The organism is Streptomyces sp. NPDC003011 (assembly GCF_053591515.1).
On the sequence record NZ_JBSFTY010000111.1, the window covers coordinates 1 to 24,408 of the forward strand.

Here is a 24,408-nt window from a genome sequence, read left to right on the forward strand (position 1 = left end):
ACCGCGCGGCCACGTGTCGCCGGCCGCGCGGTTCCCCGCCCCTTGAGGGCGTCCTACACCGGGTTGAGCCTCCACTGCTGGCAGGTGTTGTTCAGCCACGTCCACTGGCGTACGTCGGCGGCGTCCGCGGTGGAGCAGTCCGCGACGTCGGCGACCTTGCCGGTGGCCTGGTTGACGATCCTGACGTGGCCGGAGTCGGTGGCGATGAACCGGAAGCGCTGGCAGGTGTTGTTCAGCCAGGACCACTGGCGCAGGTCGGCGCCGTCGGCGGACGAGCACTCGGCGGTGTCGAGCACCTTGCCGGTGGCCACGTTGACGAGCCGGCTGGTGTCGTCGCCCTGGTCCTCGATCCGCCACCTCTGGTTGTTGCCCCCGCTACAGGTGAACTGCTGCACGTTGGCCCCGTCGGCGGTGGAACTCCCGGCGACCTCCAGGCACTTGCCGCTGTTGCGGTTGGTGAGCGTGTACGTCGTCGAGGCGGCCGACGGTTCACCGGACGGCCCGGCGAGGCTCGCCCCGAGCCGCACCGGCGTACCGAGGTTCGGGGTGCCGTCCGCGTTCCAGGTGAACTTCTGCGCCCGGGCCGTCCGCCCGTTGTCGCAGCCCTCGGAGGCGGCGTCGTTGGCGTGGTAGACGATCCAGTTCTCGGTGCCGTCCGGCGAGGTGAAGAAGCCGTTGTGGCCCGGCCCGTAGACGCCGTTGGCGTCGTTGCGCTGGAAGACCGGCGTCGACTTCTTCGTCCAGGAGGACGCGGACAGCGGATCGGTCCCGGTGAGGGTGAGCTGGCCGAGCTTGTAGTCGGGGGTCCAGCAGCCGCTCGCCGAGTAGATCAGGAAGGTCTTCCCGCCGCGCTGGAGGATCTCCGGACCCTCGTTGACCGAACCGCCGGAGGTCTCCCAGGAGTTGGTGGGCGTGGAGATGGTGGAGAAGCCGGTGGCGAGGGTGTACGGGTTGGACATCCTGGCCGCGACGAGGTTCTGCGTCCCGCCCATCGCGCTGCCGAACAGGTACAGCTGGCCGTTGATGGTGGCGACCGTCGGGTCCAGCATCCAGACGGAGTTGAGCTGGTTCTTGTAGGTGTACGGGCCCATCGGATCCGAGCCCGCGCTCTCCACGACGTGGGTGCGCTGTGTCGGGTTGTAGTCGGAGACGTTCTGCCCGGCGACGTAGTACAGGTACCAGCGGCCGTTGAGGAAGTGGAGCTCGGGCGCCCAGGTGTTGAAGCCCGGGGAGGCGGCGTCGCCCTTCCACACCTGGACACTGGGCGCGGTGGCCAGGCCGGCGAGGGTGGCGGACTTGCGCATGGTGATGACGTCGGTCCAGCTCGTCGTCACCATGTAGTAGTTGCCGTTGTAGAACGAGATCCAGGGGTCGGCGCCCTTCTGCGCCTTGACCGGGTTGGCGAACGAGGCCGCGCTCGCGGACGACTGCCCGAGCGACAGGGCCAGCAGCAGCGCTGCCAGCAGGGTCAGTATGCGACGGGCCATCCGGTGCTCCAGTTCAGTAGGTTGACGCCCAGCTTGGGCGTCCCGTTGTCATTGCCGTCGTAGTAGTGGTAGACGATCAGGTCCCCGTCGGAGTCGTTCATGATCGACTGTCCGCCGGGGCCGATGACGCTGCCGTGGGTCTCCAGCACGGGCGTCCCGCCGTTGTTCATCAGCGAGACGCCGTTCTTGTCGTAGTACGGCCCGGTGACACTGGTGGCGCGGCCGACCTTGACCTTGTACGTCGAGCTGGTGCCGGCGCAGCAGGTGTCGTACGAGGCGAAGAGGTAGTAGTAGCTCCCCCTCTTGACGATGTACGGGGCCTCGACGGCCTTGGTCCCGGTGGGCCGGGAGGCGAGGGAGTACCGGGTGGTGTTGGTGGAGAGCTGCTTCCCGGTGGCGGGGTTGATCTGGATCATCTTCAGGCCGGTCCACCAACTGCCGAAGGACAGCCACCACTTGCCGTCGCCGTCCACGAACAGGTTCGGGTCGATGGCGTTGTAGTCGCTGGAGGTGGTGGAGGTGTAGACGGTGCCCTGGTCGGTCCAGGAGCCGGGCAGCCCGGTGCTCGACGTCGCCAGTCCGATGGCGGACTTGTTGGACCCGAAGGTCGAGACGGCGTAGTACATCAGGTACCTGCCGCCCTGGTAGGAGATGTCGGGCGCCCAGGCCTCGGTGGCGTACGACGACCACCAGCCCGGCTTGGCGGAGAAGGCGTCGGCGCCGGCGGTGAAGGCGGTCCGGTCGGTGGACGTCCGGTACCCGATGCCGCCTCCGGTGCCGTACAGCAGGTAGCGGCCGGCCGAGGTGCGGATCATCGTCGGGTCGTGGATGACGACGGCACCGGTGACCCGGCCGGGGTCGGGATACGCGGACGCCGAACTCGGTATCAGGGCGAGCAGGACGGCCGCGGGGACGGCGAGGAGGGCGGTCCTCCTCCGCGCGAAACGGGCGGAACGGGCGGAACGGGCGGGGCTGGAAGGGCTGGAGGGGCTGGGACTGAAGGTGCTGGAGGGGCTGGAGGTGCTGGAGGTGCGGCTCACACGGGCCTCCTGAGCAAGTGGGGGGATTCGATATCTCGAACGGCGATCGCTCATTCGGACGCACGGAACGTAGAATCGAATCACTCGCACGTCAATGGTTCGCGCACGGAAGAACGGCAACGCCCCGGCCCACCGGATCGGTGGGGCCGGGGCGTTGCCGTTCTCCGGACTCCCGGGTCAGCCGTTCGGGCCGAAGTCGGCGTCCAGGCGTTCCCGCCAGCCGGAGTCCGCGAGGCCCGCGCCGACCAGGACGTCCCGCCAGTCCTCCTTGGCCAGCTGGACGGCGTCGAGGAGGCGGTCCACCCGGCCGCGTCCGCACAGGAGGGTGGCCGCGGCGATCCGTTCCTTGTCCTCCGCGTCGCCCCGGTCGGTCAGGTGATTCACGAGGCCTGCCAGCAGTTCCCCCACCACCTGGCCGTCCCGGCCGGGAAAGTCTTCGGCGATTCGCCGCTCGACGCGCATCGTCAGCACCATTCACACTCCTTTGCACCCTTTGTCCTGCCACGCTACATCGGGTGACCCTCACTCAGGAGCCGTGAGACATGCGCGGTGAACCGACCGCCGCCCCGCCCCCGGCCCGCGGGCCCGCGAAAACCGTGCTCCCGTGGGTCCCGGCGACCTCGCGGACCACGGCCGGACCGAGTCCCGAGCCGGGCAGGGCGCGGGCCGTGTCGGCGCGGCAGAAGCGGTCGAAGACGCGCGCGGTGTCGGCCGCGTCGATGCCGGGGCCGTGGATCACGGTGCCGTCGCCGTCGAGGCGGACCAGGCGGCCGGTGCGCCGGTGCGCGCGGCGCGCGCCGCGACGGGCCACGCCGGCCAGCCGTACCGGCTCCTCGGGCTCCGCCCGCTGTCCCGCGAGGGCCGGCTCGACCGGTTCGTCGACCAGGGCGCTCAGCGCCCGGCGCGGTGGTCGGCACGCGGTGCGTGGTGCGGCCGGCGACCGTCTCGGTGACGTACGGCCGACCGGGTTTCCCCTCGGCGGCCAGGGCGCGCGTCGCGCACCGGTTCCCCGTCATGGCGTCGCCCCGTTCGGAGCGCGCGGGCCTGGCTGGTCGGGCATCCGCCGCTGGTTCATCAACCTGTCTCACAAGCAACTTGACGGGGCGTCACTTTGCCTGACTGACAGCCGGCCCACAGAGACCGCCCCTATGGTGCCGTGTTCATGACAGACACCCCCACGAACGACGCAGTGGAAACACCCCGCCCGGTCGGGCGCCGTACCCTCCTGATCGCCGGCGGCGCCACGGCGGCCACGCTGGCTGTCGGCGCCGCGGCCCCCGAAGCCCCCACGGCTTCCGGCGCGGGGACGGCGCCCGTGGCCGCCGCGGCCGTGTGCACCCTCACCAAGGAGATGACCGAAGGCCCCTACTACCTCGACGGACAGTTCGTCCGCTCCGACATCAGCGAGGGCAAGCCGGGCGTCCCGCTCAGGCTGACCCTCACCGTCGTCGACGACGACACCTGCGTGCCGCTGGCCAACGCCCTCGTCGAGCTCTGGCAGGCCGACGCGCTCGGCGAGTACTCCGGCTTCGTCGGCAACAACGGCCACGACGGGCCCGACAACGGCACCTTCCTGCGCGGCGGCGTGCTCACCGACTCCAGGGGCGTCGCCGCCATCACGACGATCTACCCGGGCTGGTACCGGGGCCGCTGCATCCACATCCACGTGAAGGTGCACACCGACGTCACCCTGACGTCGGACGGTTCGTTCACCGGAGGCCAGGAACTCCACACCGGCCAGCTCTTCTTCGCGGAGACGATCACGACCGCGGTCGCGAAGGTCTCCCCGTACTCGACCAACACGGTTCCCCGCACCACCCTCGCCCAGGACTCCATCTACGACGAGGGCGGCGCCGCGTCCGGCCTGCTCACCCTGACCGCCCTGGGCGGCTCGGCGTCGTCCGGTTACGCCGGCTCGCTCACGCTGGGCGTCGAACGGAGCTGACGCGATCCCCTCACCACCCTGGGCGACCGTGCGCGGCGAGCGCGGTCGCCCAGGGCTACGTCCGCACCAGGCGCAGCCACCCCGGCAGGTCGACCTCGGCCCGCACCGTCTTGCCGGGCGGCGGCTCCCGGTCGACCACCTCCCACCGGTCGGCGAGCGCGTCCACGAGGAGCAGGCCGCGGCCCCCTTCGTCGAGGGGCCGCGGCGTCCGTACGGCCCCGGGGTCGGGCGGGCGCGGTTCCGTACGGGTGTCGGTGACCTCGACGCGCACGCCGCCGGTGACGAGCGCGAGCCGCAGCTCGAAGTCCCGGCCCGGGACCCGTCCGTGCGTCACCGCGTTGGCGGCCAGTTCGGCGACGATCACGGCGACGGCGTCGGAGGCGTCGCTGCCGTACGGGACGCCCCACGCGTGGAGCTGGTTCAGGGCGAGGTACCGGGCGAGGCGGGCGCCACGGGGCGTGGGGCTGAGGCGCTGGGCGAACGTACGTACGGTGACGGGGCCCTGGGAGGTCGGGGGTGCTGTCATGCGCCCAATCTGGCGGGCCGGAGCGGCACTTCACCAGGTCGGCGGCGCGTACGCTGCGCGAGCGTACGCGGTCACGCACTGGACAGTACCGGTGACCGTCCGTGACCATGGGTGCGGGAGGTGACCGGTGTGGTCGATGGAGTGGTGGGCGCGGGCGGGAGCGAGCCGGAGTCGTCCGACAGTCTGCGGACGTTCGGCGCGGTCGTCCAGGCGTTGCGCGAGCACGCGGGACTGAGCCGGGAGGAGTTCGGCGATCTGGTGCGGTTCTCCAAACACACGGTGGCGTCCGTGGAGCTGGGCAGGCGCATGCCGGACCCCGCGTTCGTGCAGCGGGCGGAGGAGACTCTGGGCAACACGGGGGCACTGCGCAAGGCGGCGGGACATCTGGCGCGACAGCCGGGGTTGGCGGCGTGGTTCCGGCAGTGGGCGCGGTTGGAGGCGGTGGCTATCGCCCTGGACACGTACGAGTGCCGGGTCGTGCCGGGTCTGTTGCAGACGGAGGCCTACGCACGGGCGGTGTCGCTGAGCGTGCCACCGGTTCCGGACGAGAAGGAGCTGAGTCAGCGGGTTGCCGCGCGCCTGGCCCGTCATGAACTGCTGTCGACGCGGCGGAACCCGCCCTGTGCGTTCAGCTTCATCTTCGAGCAGGCGCTGCTTGAGCGGCACACCGGCGGCGAGGACGTCACGCGAGAACTGCTCGATCACCTGCTGCACGTGATCGCCCGGCATTGGAACCTCACGGTGCAGATCATGCCCCTGCGACAACCTGATCACCCTGGGCTGGACGGGCCGTTGCAGCTCCTGGAGACACCGGAGAACCAGTGGTTCGCCTACTCGGAAGGACAGAACAACAGTCGCCTCATCTCCGACCGGAAAGAGATCAGCGTCCTCAGCCGGCGATATGGGAAACTGCGTGCACAGGCTCTCACTCCGGAGGACTCGAAGAGTCTGCTGAAGCGGATGCGAGGAGCGCTATGAGCAGCACGTCGGACCTGGACTGGTTCAAGAGCAGTTACAGCAGCGGCAGCCAGGGCGACTGCGTCGAGGTAGCCGTCGCCTGGCAGAAATCCAGTTACAGCAGTAGTGGGGACGGCGACTGCGTCGAGGTCGCTCTCACCCCCGCCACCGTTCACGTCCGCGATTCCAAGGACCGGCAGGGCCCGCGACTCGCCCTCTCCCCGGCCGCCTGGGCCGAGTTCGTGTCGCGGGCCCCCGTGCACTAGGACTCCGGGCACTCCTTCCACGCCATGTGGTACACCGTGCTGATCTCGCCGTCCGTGGAGTCCATCGCCATGAAGCTGACCTTGCCGGGCGACTGGGTCCCGGCGCTCACCCGCAGCTCCGTGTTGATGTTGAAGTTGCGCTGGACTCCGCAGGGCGCCCAGACCAGTTGGGCCCAGTCGGTGGTGTCGGTGGCCTGCCAGCTGTCGTCGTAGGGGCCGGCGAAGGGGTGGTTGCGGAACGCCGTGTTCGATGAGCCCTGGAAGTAGTACGAGGCTCTCTGCGTGCCGGTCGCGCCGGGCTGGAGTGCGGCGAAGCCGCGGTAGTCGGCGCTGGCGATGGCGTACGTGAAGCCCTGCGGGACGTGGACGAGCAGGTTGAGCTGGCAGTTCTTGCGGAACGCCGTGGGATCGGAGCCGCCGCCGGCCTGGGCGAGGTAGTCGCTGTAGGTGACGGTGAAGGCGGTGTTGTCCCCGGAGACGGCGACCGCGGCCGTGCCCTGCGGGCAGCCGGAGCCGTTCACGGTCGCGACCTTGATGACGATCTTGTCCGGGGGCGGGTCCTCGAACCCGTCGGACGGGCCCTGTGCGGGCAGTGCGGTGGTGAGCAGAGCGGCGATCGCGCCGCTGAGCAGGAGTGCGCCGGCCATGGTCTCTCCCGGGGTCTGGGGGGTGACTGGCCTCAAGTCCGTGAGGAATCCATGAGGTTCCTGTGAAGACTGGGGGCGATCGCATCGTAGGTGCGGCCCGTGCGAGACGGTCAGCGCGAACTCAAGCCATTCACAGCCGCACATTTCACAGGGTTCCGGCACCCACCGGCTGCCGTTCCCCGGCCGACTCCGCCCCGGCCGCCCGCTCCTTCAGGTGGGCCCGCACCGAGTACGCCAGGGCGGCGGCCCACACGGCGTACAGGACGACGTACACGACCGCGCTCACCGCGCCCGGCGCGGCGATCCAGTCGCTCTTCAGCAGCGTACGGACGTTGGTGACGACGATGACGCCGCCGACCGCGGAGCCGAGGACACGCGGCGGGACCAGGCGGACCAGCCAGGCGGCGATGGGAGCGGCGATCAGGCCGCCGAGGAGGAAGGCGAGCACCCAGGTCCGGTCCAGGCCCTGCGAGCCGAGGGAGAAGAGGAAGCCGAGGCTGGCGGCGACGGCCACCAGGAACTCGCTGGTGTCGACGGAACCGATCACCTTGCGGGGTTCCATGCGGCCGCTGGCCAGCAGGGCGGGCGTGCCGACCGGGCCCCAGCCGCCTCCGCCGGTCGCGTCGAGGAACCCGGCGACCAGGCCGAGCGGGGTGAGGAACCGCTTGCGCAGTGGCTTGCCCCACCGGTCCTCGGGCAGGCCGCGGAAGGTGAAGCGGGACATGACGTAGACGCCGAGGCCGAGGAGGATCAGGGACATCAGCGGCTCGGCGAGCCCCGTCGACAGCTTCGAGAGGACCGTCGCGCCGAGGAAGGAACCGGCCGCTCCGGGCACGCCGATCCGCGCGACGACCTTCCAGTCGACGTTCCCGAACCGCCAGTGCGCGGCGCCCGACATCAGCGTGGTGCCGATCTCGGCGAGGTGGACGGTGGCCGAGGCGGCGGCCGGGTTGGTGCCCAGGGCCAGCAGCAGGGTCGTCGAGGTGACGCCGTAGGCCATGCCGAGGCTGCCGTCCACGAGCTGGGCACCGAGGCCCGCGAGGGCGAGCAGTATCAGCGTGCGCATGGGTCCGTCCCGTTCGTTTCACAGCTTCCCTACCGGGTGGGTGGGGATGAACGGGACGTGACCCTAGGCCGTCAACCTGAGGACAGCCTGAGAGGCCCTCTCAGGGGTTCTCCCAGGCCGCCGGTTCCGCCGCCAGTTCACGGACCGGCTCCGGCAGGGCGTCGGCGGCGATGTCGGCGACCGTGACGCCTTCCAGGATGCGGCGCACGTTGGCCCGCAGCGCGATCCACAGCGGCAGCAGGGGCTGCGCCGAGCCGGTGTACGCGAGACCCGTGGGGCGCTCGCCGCGCACCGACACGATGGGCCCGTCGACCGCCCGGATGACGTCCGCGACCGTGATCGCCGAGGCCTCGCGGGCCAGCCGGTAGCCGCCGCCCCCGCCGCGCCGGCTGTCGACGACGCCGGCCCGCCGCAGATCGCCGAGGATCCCCTCCAGGAACTTGTGCGGAATGTCCTGGACGGCGGCGATGGTCTCCGCCTTCACCGGTCCGCCGCCCTGCCGTACGGCGAGCTCCAGCACCGCCCGTACCGCATAGTCCGCTCGCGCCGAGATCCTCATATGACAATTGTGGGGGGTCCGACCGTACAGAATGACCCAGCACCCACGGTCGCGGACGATCAGGCACAACAGGAGGCGCTCCCTTGGGGCTCAGCAGGCGGACTTTCAGCGTCCTCGCCGGTACGACGGTGCTCGGCTTCACCCTCGGCGGCAGCGGCGGAAGCCCGGCGAACACCTCCTCGTCGCGCGGGGTGCCGACCGGGCCCGCGCCGGCCGCGCCGGCGGCCGACGGGCGCCGGCACACGGTCGGCTTCGACCGGTACTCGCTGCTGGTCGACGGCCGGCGGCTGGTCCTGTGGTCGGGCGAGATGCACCCGTTCCGGCTGCCCAGCCCGTCGCTGTGGCGGGACGTGCTGCAGAAGATGCGCGCGCACGGCTACAACGCGGTCAGCGTGTGCGTCGCCTGGAACTACCACTCCCCCGCGCCCGGCCGGCACGACTTCACGGGCGTGCGCGACCTGGACCTGTTCCTGCGGACGGCCGCCGAGACCGGCCTGTACGTGATCCTGCGCCCGGGCCCGTACATCGGCGCGGACGTCGACGGCGGCGGCCTGCCCGGCTGGCTGACGGCCACCGACGGCCGCGCCCGCACCTCCGACCCGGGCTACCTGAAGCACGCCGACGCGTGGCTGACCGAGGTGAACGCGATCGTCGCCCGGCACCTGTTCACCCGGGGCACCGGCACGGTCCTGCTCTACCAGATCGAGAACGCGTACGACGCCCACGCCACCGGGCCGGACGACGGCGCCCGCCTGTCCTACCTGTCCCACCTGTACGAGAAGGTGCGCGCCGACGGCGTCGACGTACCGCTGTTCCACCACGACGGGGAAGGGAACGGCCACTGGGTCCGCGGGTCCACCGGCCGCCCGACAACGCCCGGGTTCCTGGCACAGACCGGCGGGGGGCGGTCCGACGGGTGGGGCGGGGCCGGGTCCCAGGGCAAGGGGTACGCGCAGGCCCGGCGCACCCGGGACGCGGCGTACGAGCGGCGGTCCTGCCTGACCGGCCTCGCCCACGGCGTCACCGTGCACAACGTGTACATGACCTTCGGCGGCACCTCCTGGGGCTGGCTGCCCGCGCCGGCCGTGTACACGTCGTACGACTACGGGGCGGCCTTCGACGAGGGGCGCAACGCGACCGCCGAGCTGGCCCCGATGCACCAGACCGGGCACCTGCTGCGACGCCAGCCGGACTTCGCCCGGCTGCGGCGGGCGGCGGCGGTGAAGCCCGCGGACGGCCGGCTCACGGCGTACCACCTGACCAACCCGGACACCGGCGCCCACGTGTACGTCCTGCGCAACGACAGCGACGAGCGGGTCTCCACGACACTGCCCGGCACCGACTTCGACGTGCCGGTCGCCGTCCCGGCGCGGGACGCCCGCCTGCTGGCGACCGGCATGGCCCTGGGGCTGCGGAAGCTGCGGTTCTCCACCGTGCAGCCCATGTTCTGCCTCACCGCCGGGCGGCAGGACATCGCCGTGTTCGCCGGGCCGTACGGCGAGATCGCGCAGGTGGTGCTGGACTGCCCGGAGGAACCGACGACGACCCGGCTGGATGCCGAGGGGGCGTGGGTCTACGACCGCGGTCTGCTGCGGGTCACCGCCCCGCTCGGCGTCGGCGGCCTGACCCGCGTCAAGGTCGAGGGCGGCGGGTACGACCGGCCGCTGCTGCTGTTCTTCGCCGACGACGCGACCTCCCTGCGGCTGTGGCCGCGTGACACCCCGTCGGGCGCCGTGCTGGTGTACGGCCCGGCGCTGGTGCGTGACGTGACGCTGCGCGGCTCCACGGTGCGGCTGACCGGCGACACGATCGGGGAGACCGGCCTGGAGGTGTGGGGCCCGCGCGGCATCACCGAAGTGACCTGGAACGACGGCCCGGTGCCGACGCGGCCCAGCGCCACCGGCAGCCTGCTGGCCGAACGGCCCCTGCCCGGGGTGCGGCCGGTGAGCCTGCCCGCGCTGGACGGCTGGCGGCGGCGGACGGAGAACCCGGAGTCGGCGCCCGGCTTCGACGACGCGGCGTGGACGGCCGCCGACCGGACGACGTCGTACAGCGTCACGCCGGTGCCGGAGGGACAGCCCGTGCTGTTCGCGGACGACTACGGCTTCCACTACGGCGACGTCTGGTACCGGGGCCGCTTCACCGGCGCCCACACCATCGGCTCCGTGTCCCTCGCCTACCGCACGGGCACGCAGGGCCTGCTGATGGCCTGGCTGGACGGCGAGCCGCTGGGCACGCACCGGATGCCGGTGCCGGACAAGGGAACGGCGGCGCGGGGCAGTTGGGCGGCGACGGCCACGTTCGCGCTCCCGAAGGAGCTGCGCGGGAAGCTGCGCGCGCAAGGCGGCGCGCACGTCCTGTCCGTCCTCGTCCGGCCGATGCAGCACGACCAGGACGGCGCGGCACGCGACACCCACAAGGCGGCCCGCGGACTGACGGCGGTCACCTTCAAGGGCGCCTCGCCGAAGGTGAGGTGGCGCGTGCAGGGCCAGGCGGCTGCCGACCGCGTGCGCGGACCGCTGAACAACGGCGGCCTGTACGGGGAGCGGCAGGGCTGGCATCTGCCGGGCTTCGGGGACGGCGACTGGGAGACGGCGGACCTCCCGCGCGCCGACCGCCGCCAGGGGGTCACCTGGTACCGGACCGCGTTCCGGCTGGCCGTCGAGGCCGGCACCGACGCCTCGGTCGGGCTCACCCTCGACGACGACCCGGCCCGCGCCTACCGCGTCCAGATCTTCCTCAACGGCTGGAACATGGGCCAGTACATCAACGACGTGGGTCCGCAGCACACCTTCGTGCTGCCGAACGGGATCCTGCGCACCCGTGGTCCCAACACCCTCGCCCTGGCGGTCCTGTCCGACGGGACCACACCGTCGGGGCCGGGCGAGGTGCGGCTGACGCTGCTGGGCGCGGCGGCCGGCGGAGTGCCGGTGACCCCGGTCGACTCCCCCGGCCGCTGATCGCCCGGCGTCACGCCAGCCGGATCACGTTCCAGGACAGCGGCTCCAGTACGGCGGTCAGGGTGCCGTCCGCCAGGGACGTGCCCTCGACCGGGTGCGGGGCGACCCGCTCGGGCTCGTCGAGGGTGTTGCGGGCGTCCGGGTCGGCGTCCGCGAGGGCGCTGTGCTCGACGACCGAGGTCAGACCGAGGCCGCTCAGGGCGACCTCCAGCGGGAGCGCCGCGGTGCGAGCGCGGTTGACGGCGAAGACGGTGACCGTGCCGTCGTCGGCGCGGACGGCGGTGGCGTGCAGCAGGTCTGCCTCGCCGTACTTCCGCGTCGGGTACGTCGGGGAGTCGACGCGGACGTCGAGGACCTGGCCGCGGCCGTACTTCGAGGCCTGCGCGAACGGGAAGAACGTCGTCTGGCGCCAGGCCGGGCCGCCCGGCTCGGTCATGATCGGGGCGATGACGTTGACCAGCTGGGCGAGGCAGGCGACGGTGACGCGGTCGGCGTGCCGGAGCAGGGCGATCAGCAGTGAGCCGAAGACGACGGCGTCGGTGACGCTGTAGTTGTCCTCCAGGAGGCGGGGTGCCTCGGGCCAGTCGTCCCGCTCGAACGTCTTGGCGTGCGCCTCCCAGCGGGAGAGGTACCAGACGTTCCACTCGTCGAAGGAGAGGTTGATCTTCTTCTTCGACTTCAGGCGGGCGCCCACGTGGTCGCAGGTCGCCACCACGTTCTCGATGAACGACTCCATGTCGACGGCGGAGGCGAGGAAGGAGTCGATGTCGCCGTCGTGCGGCTCGTAGTAGGCGTGCAGGGAGATGTGGTCGACCAGGTCGTACGTCTCCTGGAGGACCGTCGCCTCCCACTCGGCGAACGTCGGCATGCTCTGGCCGGACGAACCGCAGGCGACCAGTTCGAGGTCCGGGTCGATCTGGCGCATCGCGCGGGCCGTCTCGGCGGCGATCCGGCCGTACTCCTCGGCGGTCTTGTGGCCGGTCTGCCAGGGGCCGTCCATCTCGTTGCCGAGGCACCACAGCCGGATGCCGAACGGGTCCTTGTCGCCGTGCGAGACCCGGAGGTCGGACAGGGCGGTGCCCGCGGGGTGGTTGGCGTACTCCTGGAGTTCGAGTGCCTCGGCGACACCGCGGGTGCCGAGGTTGACCGCCATCATGGGCTCGGCCTGGGGGCCGATCTTCTTGAGGAAGGCGATGTACTCGGCCAGGCCGAAGCGGTTGGTCTCCGTGGAGTGCCAGGCGAGGTCGAGGCGGCGGGGGCGGTCCTCGGCCGGGCCGACGGAGTCCTCCCACTTGTAGCCGGAGACGAAGTTGCCGCCGGGGTAGCGGACGGCGGTGACGCCGAGTTCGCGGACGAGGCCGAGGACGTCCTGGCGCAGACCGGCCTCGTCCGCGGTGGGGTGGTCCGGTTCGAAGATGCCGGTGTAGACGCAGCGGCCGAGGTGTTCCACGAACGAGCCGAACAGGCGGGGATTCACCTCGCCGACGGTGAAGGCGGGGTCGAGGGTGAAGCGGGCCTTGTCGTGCATGGTCGCCTTTCGGGAGGGGGTCCTGTTCAGTGGCGGGTGCGTTGTGGCTGGTCGCGCGGTTCCCCGCGCGCCTGGACGACTGTGGGCCAGCCGTCTGCTGCCCAGCTCAGGCGGTTGAGACCGAGTTTGGGGGTGCCTTCGTCCTCGGCGTCGTAGTAGTGGTAGGCCAGCCAGTCGCGGCCGTTGTCCCGGAACACCGACTGGCCGCCGGTGCCGATGTACCTGCCGTGGCCCTCCAGCAGCAGGTCGCCGCCGCCGTCCAGCATCGGGGTGCCGGTGCTGTCCACGTACGGGCCCGTGATGCTCGTCGACCTGCCGACCCGGATCTTGTACGTGGAGTTCACGCCCGCGCAGCAGGTGTCGTAGGACGCGAAGAGGTAGTAAAAGCCGCCGTGCTTGACGATGTACGGGCCCTCCACCGCGTAGGGCGCGTCCGGGCGGGTGGCGAGGTGGTGGACGGTGGCGCCGGGCAGGGCCTTGCCGGTGGCCGGGTTCAGCTCGACCATGCGGATGCCCGTCCAGTACGAGCCGAAGGACATCCACAGCCGGCCCTCGGCGGTGATGAGCGCCGGGTCGATGGCGTTCCAGGTGTCGGCCGTCTCGGAGGCGAAGACCTTGCCGTGGTCGGTCCAGGTGCCGGGCAGGCCGCTGCGGGAGGTGGCGACGCCGATCGCGGAGTGGTTGGTGCCCCACGAGGAGACGGCGTAGTACAGCCAGTACCGGCCGGCGCGGTAGGAGATGTCGGGGGCCCAGGGGTCGCCGGTGTCGTTGTACTCGTACCACCAGGCCGGGGGTTCGGCGAAGGCGTTGCCCGCGTCCTCCCAGTGCGTGCGGTCCTTCGACAGGCGGGCGCCGATGATCCCGCCCGTCGAGTAGGCCGCGTAGCCGCCGGACTTGAGGCGGATGACGGTCGGGTCGTGGATGATCTGCTGGCCGGTGACCGGCAGGGGGTCCGGGTGTTCGGCGGCCTGTGCCGTCGCCGGCAGCAGGGCGAGCAGGGCCGCGGCGAGTACCGCGGCGATTCTGAGGCGCTTCAACTGGTAGCTCCTTCTGGGGAGTTACTGGCCCGCGAGGCCGGTGTGCGCGACACCCGCCACGATCTGGCGCTGGAAGAAGACGAAGACGATGATCAGCGGCAGGCCCGCCATGAGGCCGCCCGCCATGAGCTGCGCCCACTGGATGCCGTAGGAGTTCATGACGGTCGCGATGCCGTTCGGCATCGTCATCAGGTCGGGGTTGTTGGTCACCATGTACGGCCACAGGAAGTTGTTCCAGGACGCGATGAAGGTGAAGATGCCGACCGCCGCGAGGGAGGGGCGGGAGAGCGGGAGCACGATGGTGAAGAAGACCCGCCAGCGGCCCGCGCCGTCGATGAAGGCGGCCTCCTCCAGCTCGCGCGGGATGCCCTGGAAGAACTTGTAGAGGATGTAGACCATCGCGGCGGGCGCGCACTGCGGCAGGATCATGCCCCAGTAGGTGTCGACCATCCCCATCTGCTGGACGGTGGTGAACAGCGGCACGCCGAGGACGGCGGGCGAGACCATCAGGCCGGTCATGACCAGGCCCATCAACGGGCCCTTGCCGCGGAACTCGGTGCGGGCGAAGCCGTATCCGGCGAGCGCGCTCACGAACAGCACCACGGCCGTCACGCAGACCGAGACCACCAGCGAGTTGACGAACCAGTTGGTGATGTTGCCGGTCTCGAAGATCGCCGACCACGCCTGGGTCGTCCACTCCTTCGGCAGCCAGTGCGGGGGCACCTCGACGGCCTCGGTCTCGGACTTGAGGGAGGTGAACAGCGCCCAGACGAGCGGCGCGAGGAACACCGCGGAGACGGCGGCGCCGAGGAGGGTGAGGACGATCTGGCTGGGTGTCCACGGCGTGCGCGAGGATGTGACGCGTACGTGTGGTGCGGCGGTGCTCATCGGCCGCCCTCCTCTCGGTTGCGCAGCAGCCACATCCGGGCGAGGGCGACGGCCGCGATGATCACGAAGAAGATGATGGAGATCGCGGAGGCGTAGCCGACGCGGTAGCTGGTGAAGCCCTCTTCGAGCGTGTACTGCACGAACGTCCTGGTGGCGCCCTCCGGTCCGGGAAGGAAGTCCATCATCACCACGGCCTGGTCGAAGACCTGGAGCGAGGCGAGGATCTGCAGGGCGATGACGAGACCGGTGATGTTGCGCAGCATCGGCAGGGTGATGTGGACCATGCGGTGCCAGGCGTTCGCGCCGTCCAGCTTGGCGGCCTCGTAGAGGTGCGCGGGGATGCCCTGGAGGGCGGCGAGGTAGAGCAGGAAGCTGAAGCCGACCGTCCACCACAGGGTGCAGATCACGACGGCGAGCATGGCGTACGCCTTGTCGTTCAGCCACGGCGTGTCGATGCCGAAGACGTGGTTGATCATCCCGGTGCCGGGGTTGAACAGCCACTGCCACAGGTTGGCTGCGACGGTCGACGGCAGCAGGAACGGGGCGAAGAAGCACAGCCGCCACAGCCACTTGGCGCGCTCGATGTGGTGGGCGAGCATCGCGAGGAGGAAGGCGAGGACCGTGATGCAGGGCACGACCAGCAGCGTGAAGTACGCGCTGTGGCCGAGCGACTCCCACACCAGCGGGTCGTTCAGGGCCTCGCGGTAGTTGTCGAGGCCGACGAAGCTCGTGGCGTCGCCGGAGATGTTGGCGTCCGTGAAACTGAGGTACACGCCGCGCAGCAGCGGCCAGATCACGAACAGCACGAACAGCACCAGGAACGGGGCGACGAACCAGCCGCCGTGCTGGAAGCCCTGCCTGCGGCGGACGGTGGCGCTGTCCGCGGCGCTCCGCGCGCGGGTGGGCGCGATGACGGTCTGTGCGCTGGTCGTCGTCATGCGACCGCACCTCCCTGCGCGGCGGTCCGGCCGTCCATGGGGTTCTTCGAGGCGAGCAGCGCGGTGAGCGTGCTCTTCATGGAGCGGGCGGCGGCGTCCGGCCTGGCGGAGCCCATCGTCGAGGAGACGACGATCGGGCCGACGCGCTGGGCGAGGATGCCGGTGGAGCCCGCGAACCACACCTTCGGCTCGGTGGCCTGGTGGTCCATCGCGGTGACGTACTCGTTCTGCGGGCTCAGCTTCTGGTACGCGGCCGTCGAGAGGGTCGGCGTGTAGGCGGGGATGTGGCCGCCGGCCGCCCACTGCCTGGCGTGCTGGACGATGTAGGCGGCGAGCCGGTGCGCGCCCTCGTTGGTGTCGCCGCCGCGGCCGGACTGGTGCGGCAGGACGAAGGCGTGCGACTCGGCGTGGGTGGCCTGCTTGCCGAAGACGGGCGGCAGCGGGGTGGCGCCGTATTCGATCTTCGCGCTGTCGTAGACCGGCACCGACCAGTTGCCCTCCCAGACGAACGGGCCGCCGTTGACGAACTGTTCGGCGCCCGCGCCGCCCGCGAAGTCCGGGTTGGAGTACCCGTCGGTGATGTGCCGCCGCAGGAACTCCAGGACCTGGGTGGCCTTGTCGGTGTCGAAGGTGACCTCGGTGCGGGCGTCGTCGAACCAGGTGCCGCCGAGCTGGGTGTAGAAGGCGACGAAGAACCACCACTGGAAGTTCTGGTCACTGGACCACATGCCGATGGTCTGCAAACCCTTCTTGGTGGCCGCCTTGGCCTCCTTGAGCACGTCGAACCATTCGTCCACCGACGTCACGGGCACCATGCGGCCGTCGGCGCCGAGCAGGCCCGCCTTCTTCAGCACGTCCTTGCGGTAGAAGCAGAGCTGGACGTGGATGTCGAGCGGGAGGGCGTAGAGCTTGCCGTCGATGACGGCGCGCTTCCACAGCTCGGGGTTGAAGTCGGCTTCCCGTACGCCGTACTTGGCGAGGAGGTCGACGTCCCAGGGGTCCAGGAGGCGGCCCGGTGAGAAGCCGGTGACCCGGCCCAGGTGCATCACGCCGAGGTCCGGGGCGCGGTTGCCCGCCGCCGCCATGGCCAGTTTGGTGTAGAAGGGGCTGCCCCACTGGAGGGTGGAGTCCTTCACGTCGATGCCGGGGTTCTCCGCCCGGAAGGCGTCCAGCATCGCGATCATGTTGTACCCGTCGCCGCCGCTGAACAGGTTCCAGTAGCGCACGCGGGTCTGCGAACCGGCGGCGAGCGCGTCGGCGCCGGTGCCGAGTGCGGCGAAGCCGAAGCTGCCGGCGACGAACAGGCCTGTGAGCCCGCCCAGAAGCTGCCTGCGGTTCAGGTCAGGTCGTCCCATGCCCTGCCCTTACTGTTCGGTATGTCGAATCGTGCCCGTAACTTCGAACGGACCGTAGATTCGAAGCGCTTCCGCGTCAATGGTTTGGACACGACTCGCATGACGCGGACAGCACCGGACGCGTAACCTCGGAAAGCCGCCGGACGGCCGGTCGACGGTGCGAAGGGGGAGGAGGACAGGTGCGGTGACGTACGCCCTCGAACTCAGCGCGTACTCCGTCTCGTTCTGGATTCCGACCGTGGTGCTGGCCGCCGCGCTGGCGATCAAACTGCCCACGATCATCCGGCTCTGGAGGGATCCGCTGCTGCGCGCGGTCGGCGGTCTGCTGCTGATCGCCTGCTGTGTGTTCGTGTTCGTCACGCCGTCGACGATCGCCTGGACCAACCGGGTCACCGGCGTGCCCAACATCTCGGCGCCGCTGGTGTATTCGCTGCTGACCGCGTTCTGCGGCTCGTGTCTGCTGCTGATCATCGCCTGGCGCAACGGCCTGTCCGACCGGTCGGCCGGGACGCGTCGTGCGATGCGCTGGGTGATCGCCGTCTACTCCGGGGTGATCGTGGCGCTGTGGGTGCTGTTCGCGCTCGCGGACGTGCCCGTGGAACGGCTGCGCGACCTGGACACGTACTACGCCAACACCCCTTTCATGCGCGAGGAGATCCTGCTCTACCTGCTCGCGCACACCGTGGCCACGGTGATCACCGCCCGGCTGATCTGGAACTGGGTGCGCACCCACGGCCTCGACGCCTGGCTGCGCTGGGGACTGAAGTTCCTGGGCCTCGGCTACGTCAGCCAGTTGGTGTTCGACGCGGCCAAACTCACCGCCGTGACGGCCCGTTGGACCGGTCACGACCTGGACTGGCTGAGCACCGGGGTCGCCCCGCCGGTGGCGTGCCTGTCGGCGGTCCTGATCGCGGTCGGCTTCATCCTCCCGCACGCCGGCCAGTACCTGCACGAGCGCCGGCGGCTGCGGCGGGCCCACCGCGAACTGCGCCCGCTGTACCTGCTGGCCCGCAGGGTCAACGGCCACGGCGTGCCGCTGCTGCTGCGGGCCACCCCCGAACTGCGCCTGATCCGCCGCGAGACGTTCATCCGCGACATGCTGCTGCCGCTGGCCCGGCACATCGACGAGGACCTGCGCGCACGGTCCCACGACGCCGCCCTCGCCCTCGGGTACCCCCCGGACCGAGCCAAGGCACTGGCCGCCGCGGTGGCCATCCTGGACGCCCTCGACACCCAGGACCGTCCCCCGCGCCACGGAACGACGGACGACCCGGACCCCACGGACCTGCTCCGGGACATCGGACCGGTCTCCCGTGCCCTACGACACCCCGAAGCCATCAACGCGATACGCACCCGAGCGCCACGGCGGGTCCCCCCGACCCCAACACTCTCGGCTACTCCGACGACTTCGGTGGCTCCGGCCGGCCCGATGACTCCGGCGACGTCGGTGGCTCCGGCGAGCCCGGCGACTCCGGCGGCCTCGGCGACTCCGGCCGGCCCGGCGACTCCGGCGGCCTCGGCGACTCCGGCGACGTCGGTGGCTCCGGCGAGCCCGACTACTCCGGTCCCGATTAGCCCGGTGACTCCCGCCGCCCCGGCGAGCCCGGCGGCTTCGGCGACGCCGACCAGCCCGGCGAGGCCGACGGCCCGGGTGACCCTGCCGGCCCCAGCGACGTCGGCGACCCCGGCGGCCCCGGCGACCTCGGCGACTCCGGCGGGCCCAACGGCCCCGGCGACTCCGGTCCTGGCGACCTCTGCGACTCCGGTCCCGGTTAGCCCGGTGACTCCGGCGACGTCGGTGGCTCCGGCGAGCCCGGCGGCCCCGGCTACTCCGGTCCCGGTTAGCCCGGTGTCTCCCGTCGGCCCGGCGAGCCCGGCGGCTTCGGTGGGCCTGAGGGCTCGGGCGATCCCGGCGGCCCCTCCGGCTTCGGCGGATCCGACCATCCCCGCGACCTCGGGCTCCCCAGCCATCCCGGCAGCCCCGTCACCCCCCACGGCCTCTCCTGATCCGGCGCACCCGGCGATCCCGACGGCCTCGGTGGCTCCCGCCGGCCCGGCGCCCCGGGGAGTCTCGACCACTCCGACTGAGTCGGCAGCCTCGTCCGCCCTGGCGTCCCAGGCGACCCCGGCGACTTCCGCGCGTCCGGCGAGCCCGGCGATCCCGACTGTCTCCGGCACCCCGGCCCCAGCCGAGCACAGGTCGCCGGCGGACCAGGCCGCTCCGAGGCCCGCGGCGGCCCCGGCCACCCCGGTAGTCCCGGGCGTCGGTTCGGTTTCTGCTGTGTCGGAGGTGAGGTAGCTGAAGGAGCGGATGGTCCGGCAGCTCGCGGTAGTGCGGCGGAAGAGGGACATGCGCCGGCTGGCCGGTGCGCTCATCGGGCCCATGCGGGTGCCGGTCCCCGCGGATCCGGAGGCGCTGTTCGACGCCCTCGTCGACTCCGTCAGCCGGTGGCGGGGCCGTGAGGTCGTCGTGCGCCGGGAGGTCTTCCCGCCGCACACCGCGAGCGGGCTGTGGCTGGAGGGCGACACGCAGGACATCGTCGTCGTCGACCGGCGGGCCGCCGTATGGCACCAGATCGTGATCTTCTGTCACGAGGTATGGCACATGCACCAGCAGGGCGCGGGCACCCCGGCAGCGGCGACGGCCGGTGACAGCCGCCCCCGGCCGGTCGCCGCGCGCACCGACTTCAGCCTGGACGACGAGCAGGAGGCCGACCGCTTCGGCATGCTCATGGGCGGTCGGCTGCGGCCCTGGCTGGAGGCACCGGCGGACTCCGCCCCCGGGCCGGACGACGGCGGCCAGGACATCGCCGGGCGCATCGGCGCCGCGCTCAACTACCGCGGGACACGAGGATGAACGGCCTGATCAACTACATCAGCTGCGGTGTGCTGTGGCTCGGGCTCCTGCTGAAGGCCCCCGACCTGGTACGGCACCGGCGCGACCCGTACCTGCGGGCGATCTGCGCCGTCCTGGGCCTGGCCGGCGTCTGCTTCTTCCTCGGGGCCGAGCCGACCGTCGCGGCCGTCAACCACCTCAGCGACATCCCCAACCTGGCCGCCCCGCTGACGTACGCGTCGATCACCGCGTACAGCGCCGCCTCCCAGGTGCTGATCGTCTACTGGCGGGGCGGACCGCATGTGCACCGCACCACCCGCCGCTGGATCGTGGCGTACGCGTTCGTGGTGCTCGGCATCGCCGTCACGTTCGCGCTCGGCGACGCCCCCGTGGAGCGGCGCACCGACCTGGACACCTACTACGCGACGACGCCGTTCATCGCCGAGATGATCGTGCTGTACCTGGTCGGCCACCTCTACGCCGTCATCGTCACCACGGTGTCGTCGCTGCGCTGGGCCCGCGAGGTGCGCGGCTGGCTGCGCGCGGGCCTGGTGGTGCTGGGTGTGGGGGCACTGTGCAACACCGGGTACAGCGTGTCGAAGCTCGCCGCCGTGATCGCCCGCTGGTGCGGACGCGACTGGTCGGGGCTGAGCACGACCGTCTCGCCGGTCGCCGCCGGCCTCGCCGCCCTGCTGACGGTGGTGGGCATCCTGATCCCGCTGGCCGGCCCCCGCACGACGCGGTGGCGGCGGGCGCGGCGGGACTTCGCGCGACTGGAGCCGCTGGAGCGGGAACTGGACGAGTTCCTCACCCGCCGCTCGCTGCGGCTGCCCCGGCCCCGCTGGTCCTCCCCCGCCACCCGGCTGGTGTGGCGGCAGACCAGCATCCACAACGCGCTCGGCGGCCTGGACGCGTTCTTCGACCCGGACCTGTACGAGCGGACCCTGGAGGCCGTGACCCTGGCGACCGGTGACCCGGAGCGCGCCGAGGCGACCGCGTGGGCGGCGGTCGTCGCCGCGGCCGTCGTGGAGGAGCGCGGCCGGGACAGTCCCCTGGTGCCGCGCGGCACCCCGCGGTTCCAGGACCGGGCGCCCGCTCCCCGCACCCTCGTGGACATCGCCGACGCGCTGGCCGGCTCCCCGCTCGTCGCGGCCGCCCGCCTGCGCGCCGCTGCGACCACGACGGGCACGGCATGAACCCGGTGCCCGCGGCGCACCGTCCCCCCACCGCCGCACGATCGTCCGAACGGAGTTCTGGGACATGAGCCTCGTCGTGTATCTGGCGGCCGCGGTCTTCGGACTGTCCTGCGCGGTCCTGTACCGCCGGCGGCCGCGCGGCGCCGCACGCACCCCGCTGACCGTGTCCACCTGCGCGGCGATCCTGCTCGGCTCCCTCGTCTTCGTGTGCGCCGCGCCGGTGACCCTGGCCGCCGTCAACGACCTCACCGGCATCCCCAACTTCGGTGCCCCGCTGACCTACGGCATGCTCTCGGCGTACAGCTGCTCCCTGCTGATCCTGCTGATCAACTGGCGGGGCGGTGCCCCGGAGCGGATCCGGCTGCTGGTGCTGCGGGCCGTCGCCGCGTACGGCGCGCTGATCGTCGCCATCGTCGCGCTGTTCGCGCTGGCGGACGCGGACGTCGAGCGGCTGACCGACCTGGACACCTACTACGCGAACACCCCGTTCATGCGGGAGATGATCGTGCTCTACCTGCTGGGGCACAGCGCGGCGATGCTGGCGATGTGCGCGGTGTGCCTGAAGTGGGGACGCGAGGTCACCGGACTGCTGCGGGCCGGGCTGTGGCTGATCCTGGCCGGCGCGCTGCTGGACGTGGTGGGCTTCCAGCTCGCCAAGTACACGGCCGTCGTGGCGCGTTGGACCGGCCACGACCTCGACGTGCTGTCCACCGGGGTGGCCCCGCCGATGGCCGCGCTGGCCGCGCTGCTGTTCTCCGCCGGGTTCGTGCTGCCGAGGCTGCTGCCCGCGGCCCTCGTCCACTGGCACAGCCTCGAAGACCACCGCAGGCTGGACCCGTTGTGGTCCCGGGTACAGTTCGCCTCCACCGCGCCGAAGCCGCCCAGCGCCTGGTGGCGGCCGCCCCGGGACCGGCTGCGCTGGCGCGAGGTGTCCATCCACGACGCCCTGTTGGCGCTCGCCCCGTACTTCGACGACCGGATCCGCGAACGGGCCCTGGAGGCCGCCCTGCGCGCGGGCCGTGACGCGCACGAGGCCCGCCTCACGGCCGAGGCGGTGATGGTGGCCGACGCCGCGCGCCGCGCCGCCGCCCGGGAGACGCCCCCGGGCGCGCCGAGCGCGTACCGGCTGTACGCCACGGAGGTCTCCGGTACCGGTGGGCTGGTGGAACTGGCCCAGGCGCTCGCGTGTTCGACCCGTGTCACCGCCGTACGTGAAGGTACGGTGAGGGCCACCCCTGGCTGAACACGAGGAGCCCCATGACGCGGAGAGCTGTCGTCATCGGTGCCGGCCTGGCCGGCATGCTGGCCGCGGCCGCGCTGTCCGGTGCCGCGGACGAAGTGATCGTCCTGGACCGCGACGACCTGCCCGACGGACCCGACCACCGCAAGGGGCTCCCGCAGGGCCGCCACGCCCACCTGTTGATGGCGGGCGGCCTGGCCGCCATGGAGGACCTGGTGCCGGGCGTGAGCATGCGCCGGCATCTGCTCGCCGCGGGCGCCCGCGAGATACCCCTCGGCTCGGGCATGGTGGCGCTCACCCCGGAAGGCTGGTTCCGGCGCTGGCGCCACGAGGGGCCCCGGATGCTGGCGTGCAGCCGGGCGTTGCTGGACTGGGCGGTCCGGACCGCCGTACTGACCCACACGGACGTCGAGCCGCGCAGGGCCCGGGTCCTCGACGTCACCGGTGCGGCCGGGCGAGTCACCGGTGTACGGCTGTCGACTCCCGCCGGGGAGACGGAACTCGCCGCCGATTTCGTCGTCGACGCCAGTGGCCGCGGTTCGCGTGTCATGCACTGGCTGGAGAGCCTCGGTGTCACCGGCGTCCGCGAGCGGACCGTGGACTCCGGGCTCGTCAACGCCACCCGTGTCTACCGCGTGCCCGAGGGTGCCGAGCGGTTCCCGCTGACGATCGTCCAGGCCGATCCGTACGTGAACCGGCCGGGGCGCAGCGGGATGGTGCTGCCCATCGAGGGCGGCCGGTGGATGGTCAGCCTCGCCGGCACCCGTGGCGGTGAGCCGCCGGCCGACCCGGAGGGCTTCCTGCGCTACATGCTCGACCTTCCGCATCCCATCGTCGGCCGGCTCGTCGCCGGTGCCGAACCACTGACCGACGTGCACATCAGCCGCAGCACGGTCAACGCCCGGCGGTACCTGGAGAAGGCACGGAACTGGCCCGAGGGTTTCGTCGTCCTCGGTGACGCGCTGGCCACGTTCAACCCGGCGTACGGGCAGGGCATGTCGGTGGCCGCACTCGGTGCGCGGTTCCTGGGCGACGAGGTACGGCGCAGCGGGCTGGGGGCGGACGGTCTCGCGCGGCGGGTGCAGCGGGGGGCCGCGCGATCGGTCGACGGGGCCTGGGCGATGGCGGTCGGGCAGGACGTCTGGTATCCGCAGACGCGGGGCGGGCAGCCGAACGCGGCGGACCGGCTGGTGACGCGGTACTCACGGCGGCTGACGAAGGCGGCGACGGGCTCGTACCGGGCCGCCGCCGCGCTGTGGGACGTGACCAGCCTGACGGCGGGACCGGGACGGTTGCTGCACCCGGCGACCGTGCTGGCCGTTGTCAACGGTTCCCTGCTGCCCCCGCTGACGGAACCACCGCTGACCCCGCGAGAGCGGGAGACGCTGCGGGAGCTGGAGCGCGCGTCCGTCTGAGGCGGCCCCTGCGGAGCACGCACGGCGGCACCGCCGCGGCGATACGACTGCCGTCGGGCGTCCTCGGCAGCCCCGGAGCCGCCCGGCGGGCACCAGCCCCGCAGGCCACGCGGCCCGGGAGGCGTGAGCCCCGCAAGCCACGCGGCCCGGCGGGCACCCGCCCGGCAAGCCCCACCGCCCGGGAGGCGTCAGTCCCGCAGGCCACGCGGCCCGCGGGCGCCAGCCCCGCAAACCCGACCGCCCCGCGGGCGCCAGCCCAGCAAGCCCCACCGCCCGGGAGGCGTCAGTCCCGCAGGCCGCGCGGCTCCGCGGGCGCCAGCCCTGCAGGCCGGACCGCCCGGCAGACATCAGCCCCCGCAAACCCGGCCGCCCCGCAGACCGGGCGGCCCGGCAGACACCAGCCCCGTAAGGCCGATCGCCCGGCGGGCACCAGCCCCGCAGGCCACGCGGCCCTGCGGGCGCCAGCCCCAGCAAGCCCTACCGCCCGGCAGGGCATCAGCCCCGCAGACCGCACCGCCCCCC

21 protein-coding genes and 1 pseudogene are annotated in these 24,408 nt (G+C 71.9%); 9 read left to right on the forward strand and 13 right to left on the reverse strand.

Annotated elements, in window-relative coordinates; translation table 11 throughout:
• Positions 1–53: 53 nt before the first annotated feature.
• From ACWD0J_RS36830 to ACWD0J_RS36845, 4 genes are all read right to left on the reverse strand, one after another.
• Positions 54–1,487, reverse strand: coding sequence for a family 43 glycosylhydrolase (locus tag ACWD0J_RS36830; RefSeq protein WP_451500225.1), 1,434 nt, complete (start codon positions 1,485–1,487; stop codon positions 54–56).
• On the reverse strand, positions 1,469–2,386 hold the full coding sequence (locus tag ACWD0J_RS36835) for an arabinan endo-1,5-alpha-L-arabinosidase (protein WP_451500244.1): 918 nt from the start codon (positions 2,384–2,386) through the stop codon (positions 1,469–1,471). Before ACWD0J_RS36835 ends, ACWD0J_RS36830 begins: the two co-directional genes overlap by 19 nt.
• 318 nt (positions 2,387–2,704) lie before the next feature.
• A complete protein-coding gene (locus ACWD0J_RS36840; protein ID WP_451500226.1) occupies positions 2,705–3,001 on the reverse strand; it encodes a hypothetical protein in 297 nt (98 codons plus the stop codon).
• A gap of 52 nt (positions 3,002–3,053) precedes the next feature.
• Positions 3,054–3,338: an ATP-binding protein gene (locus ACWD0J_RS36845; protein ID WP_451500227.1), complete on the reverse strand. Its 285-nt coding sequence runs from the start codon at positions 3,336–3,338 to the stop codon at positions 3,054–3,056.
• 351 nt (positions 3,339–3,689) lie between these two features.
• Here ACWD0J_RS36845 and ACWD0J_RS36850 point away from each other — a divergent pair, with 351 nt between their 5' ends.
• Entirely contained in the window at positions 3,690–4,472 is a 783-nt protein-coding gene (locus ACWD0J_RS36850) for an intradiol ring-cleavage dioxygenase (protein WP_451500228.1), read from the forward strand.
• 55 nt (positions 4,473–4,527) lie between these two features.
• On the opposite strand, the gene ACWD0J_RS36855 is transcribed toward ACWD0J_RS36850, so the two are convergent.
• A complete protein-coding gene (locus tag ACWD0J_RS36855) occupies positions 4,528–4,998 on the reverse strand; it encodes an ATP-binding protein (protein WP_451500229.1) in 471 nt (156 codons plus the stop codon).
• 129 nt (positions 4,999–5,127) lie between these two features.
• Here ACWD0J_RS36855 and ACWD0J_RS36860 point away from each other — a divergent pair, with 129 nt between their 5' ends.
• Both ACWD0J_RS36860 and ACWD0J_RS36865 read left to right on the forward strand, forming a co-directional pair.
• Positions 5,128–5,976, forward strand: a complete 849-nt coding sequence (locus ACWD0J_RS36860; protein WP_451500230.1) for a helix-turn-helix domain-containing protein — start codon at positions 5,128–5,130, stop codon at positions 5,974–5,976.
• Positions 5,973–6,221, forward strand: a complete 249-nt coding sequence (locus ACWD0J_RS36865) for a DUF397 domain-containing protein (protein WP_451500231.1) — start codon at positions 5,973–5,975, stop codon at positions 6,219–6,221. The genes ACWD0J_RS36860 and ACWD0J_RS36865 overlap by 4 nt, the downstream gene beginning before the upstream one ends.
• On the opposite strand, the gene ACWD0J_RS36870 is transcribed toward ACWD0J_RS36865, so the two are convergent.
• From ACWD0J_RS36870 to ACWD0J_RS36880, 3 genes are all read right to left on the reverse strand, one after another.
• Positions 6,218–6,868 (reverse strand): DUF4360 domain-containing protein, encoded by a 651-nt coding sequence (locus ACWD0J_RS36870; RefSeq protein ID WP_451500232.1) that lies wholly within the window; start codon positions 6,866–6,868, stop codon positions 6,218–6,220. The genes ACWD0J_RS36865 and ACWD0J_RS36870 overlap by 4 nt on opposite strands.
• Before the next feature lie 145 nt (positions 6,869–7,013).
• On the reverse strand, positions 7,014–7,934 hold the full coding sequence (locus ACWD0J_RS36875; RefSeq protein ID WP_451500233.1) for a sulfite exporter TauE/SafE family protein: 921 nt from the start codon (positions 7,932–7,934) through the stop codon (positions 7,014–7,016).
• Between the two features lie 100 nt (positions 7,935–8,034).
• Positions 8,035–8,493, reverse strand: coding sequence for an RrF2 family transcriptional regulator (locus ACWD0J_RS36880; RefSeq protein ID WP_451500234.1), 459 nt, complete (start codon positions 8,491–8,493; stop codon positions 8,035–8,037).
• Between the two features lie 83 nt (positions 8,494–8,576).
• Between ACWD0J_RS36880 and ACWD0J_RS36885 the strand changes: the two genes are divergently transcribed.
• Positions 8,577–11,453 (forward strand): beta-galactosidase, encoded by a 2,877-nt coding sequence (locus ACWD0J_RS36885; RefSeq protein ID WP_451500235.1) that lies wholly within the window; start codon positions 8,577–8,579, stop codon positions 11,451–11,453.
• Positions 11,454–11,463: 10 nt separating this feature from the next.
• On the opposite strand, the gene arfA is transcribed toward ACWD0J_RS36885, so the two are convergent.
• Genes arfA through ACWD0J_RS36910 form a run of 5 tightly spaced genes read right to left on the reverse strand, consistent with a single transcriptional unit; the run spans position 11,464 to position 17,199 of the window.
• Complete coding sequence (gene arfA, locus ACWD0J_RS36890; protein WP_451500236.1) at positions 11,464–12,981, reverse strand: arabinosylfuranosidase ArfA; 1,518 nt, start codon at positions 12,979–12,981, stop codon at positions 11,464–11,466.
• Positions 12,982–13,007: 26 nt separating this feature from the next.
• Positions 13,008–14,018 (reverse strand): arabinan endo-1,5-alpha-L-arabinosidase, encoded by a 1,011-nt coding sequence (locus ACWD0J_RS36895; RefSeq protein WP_451500237.1) that lies wholly within the window; start codon positions 14,016–14,018, stop codon positions 13,008–13,010.
• A 21-nt stretch (positions 14,019–14,039) separates the two neighbouring features.
• A complete protein-coding gene (locus ACWD0J_RS36900; protein ID WP_451500238.1) occupies positions 14,040–14,906 on the reverse strand; it encodes a carbohydrate ABC transporter permease in 867 nt (288 codons plus the stop codon).
• A complete protein-coding gene (locus ACWD0J_RS36905; RefSeq protein WP_451500239.1) occupies positions 14,903–15,844 on the reverse strand; it encodes a carbohydrate ABC transporter permease in 942 nt (313 codons plus the stop codon). The genes ACWD0J_RS36900 and ACWD0J_RS36905 overlap by 4 nt, the downstream gene beginning before the upstream one ends.
• Entirely contained in the window at positions 15,841–17,199 is a 1,359-nt protein-coding gene (locus ACWD0J_RS36910; protein ID WP_451500240.1) for an extracellular solute-binding protein, read from the reverse strand. The genes ACWD0J_RS36905 and ACWD0J_RS36910 overlap by 4 nt, the downstream gene beginning before the upstream one ends.
• A gap of 184 nt (positions 17,200–17,383) precedes the next feature.
• Between ACWD0J_RS36910 and ACWD0J_RS36915 the strand changes: the two are divergent.
• From ACWD0J_RS36915 to ACWD0J_RS36935, 5 genes and pseudogenes are all read left to right on the forward strand, one after another.
• Positions 17,384–18,559, forward strand: a pseudogene (locus ACWD0J_RS36915) (MAB_1171c family putative transporter); the annotation flags it as partial.
• A gap of 990 nt (positions 18,560–19,549) precedes the next feature.
• Positions 19,550–20,056, forward strand: coding sequence for a toxin (locus ACWD0J_RS36920; protein ID WP_451500245.1), 507 nt, complete (start codon positions 19,550–19,552; stop codon positions 20,054–20,056).
• Positions 20,053–21,231 carry an MAB_1171c family putative transporter gene (locus tag ACWD0J_RS36925; protein WP_451500241.1) on the forward strand — a complete coding sequence of 393 codons (1,179 nt, stop codon included), beginning with the start codon at positions 20,053–20,055 and terminating at the stop codon, positions 21,229–21,231. The genes ACWD0J_RS36920 and ACWD0J_RS36925 overlap by 4 nt, the downstream gene beginning before the upstream one ends.
• Before the next feature lie 64 nt (positions 21,232–21,295).
• Positions 21,296–22,474 carry an MAB_1171c family putative transporter gene (locus ACWD0J_RS36930; protein ID WP_451500242.1) on the forward strand — a complete coding sequence of 393 codons (1,179 nt, stop codon included), beginning with the start codon at positions 21,296–21,298 and terminating at the stop codon, positions 22,472–22,474.
• Between the two features lie 14 nt (positions 22,475–22,488).
• Positions 22,489–23,886 (forward strand): NAD(P)/FAD-dependent oxidoreductase, encoded by a 1,398-nt coding sequence (locus ACWD0J_RS36935; protein WP_451500243.1) that lies wholly within the window; start codon positions 22,489–22,491, stop codon positions 23,884–23,886.
• Positions 23,887–24,408: the final 522 nt, after the last annotated feature.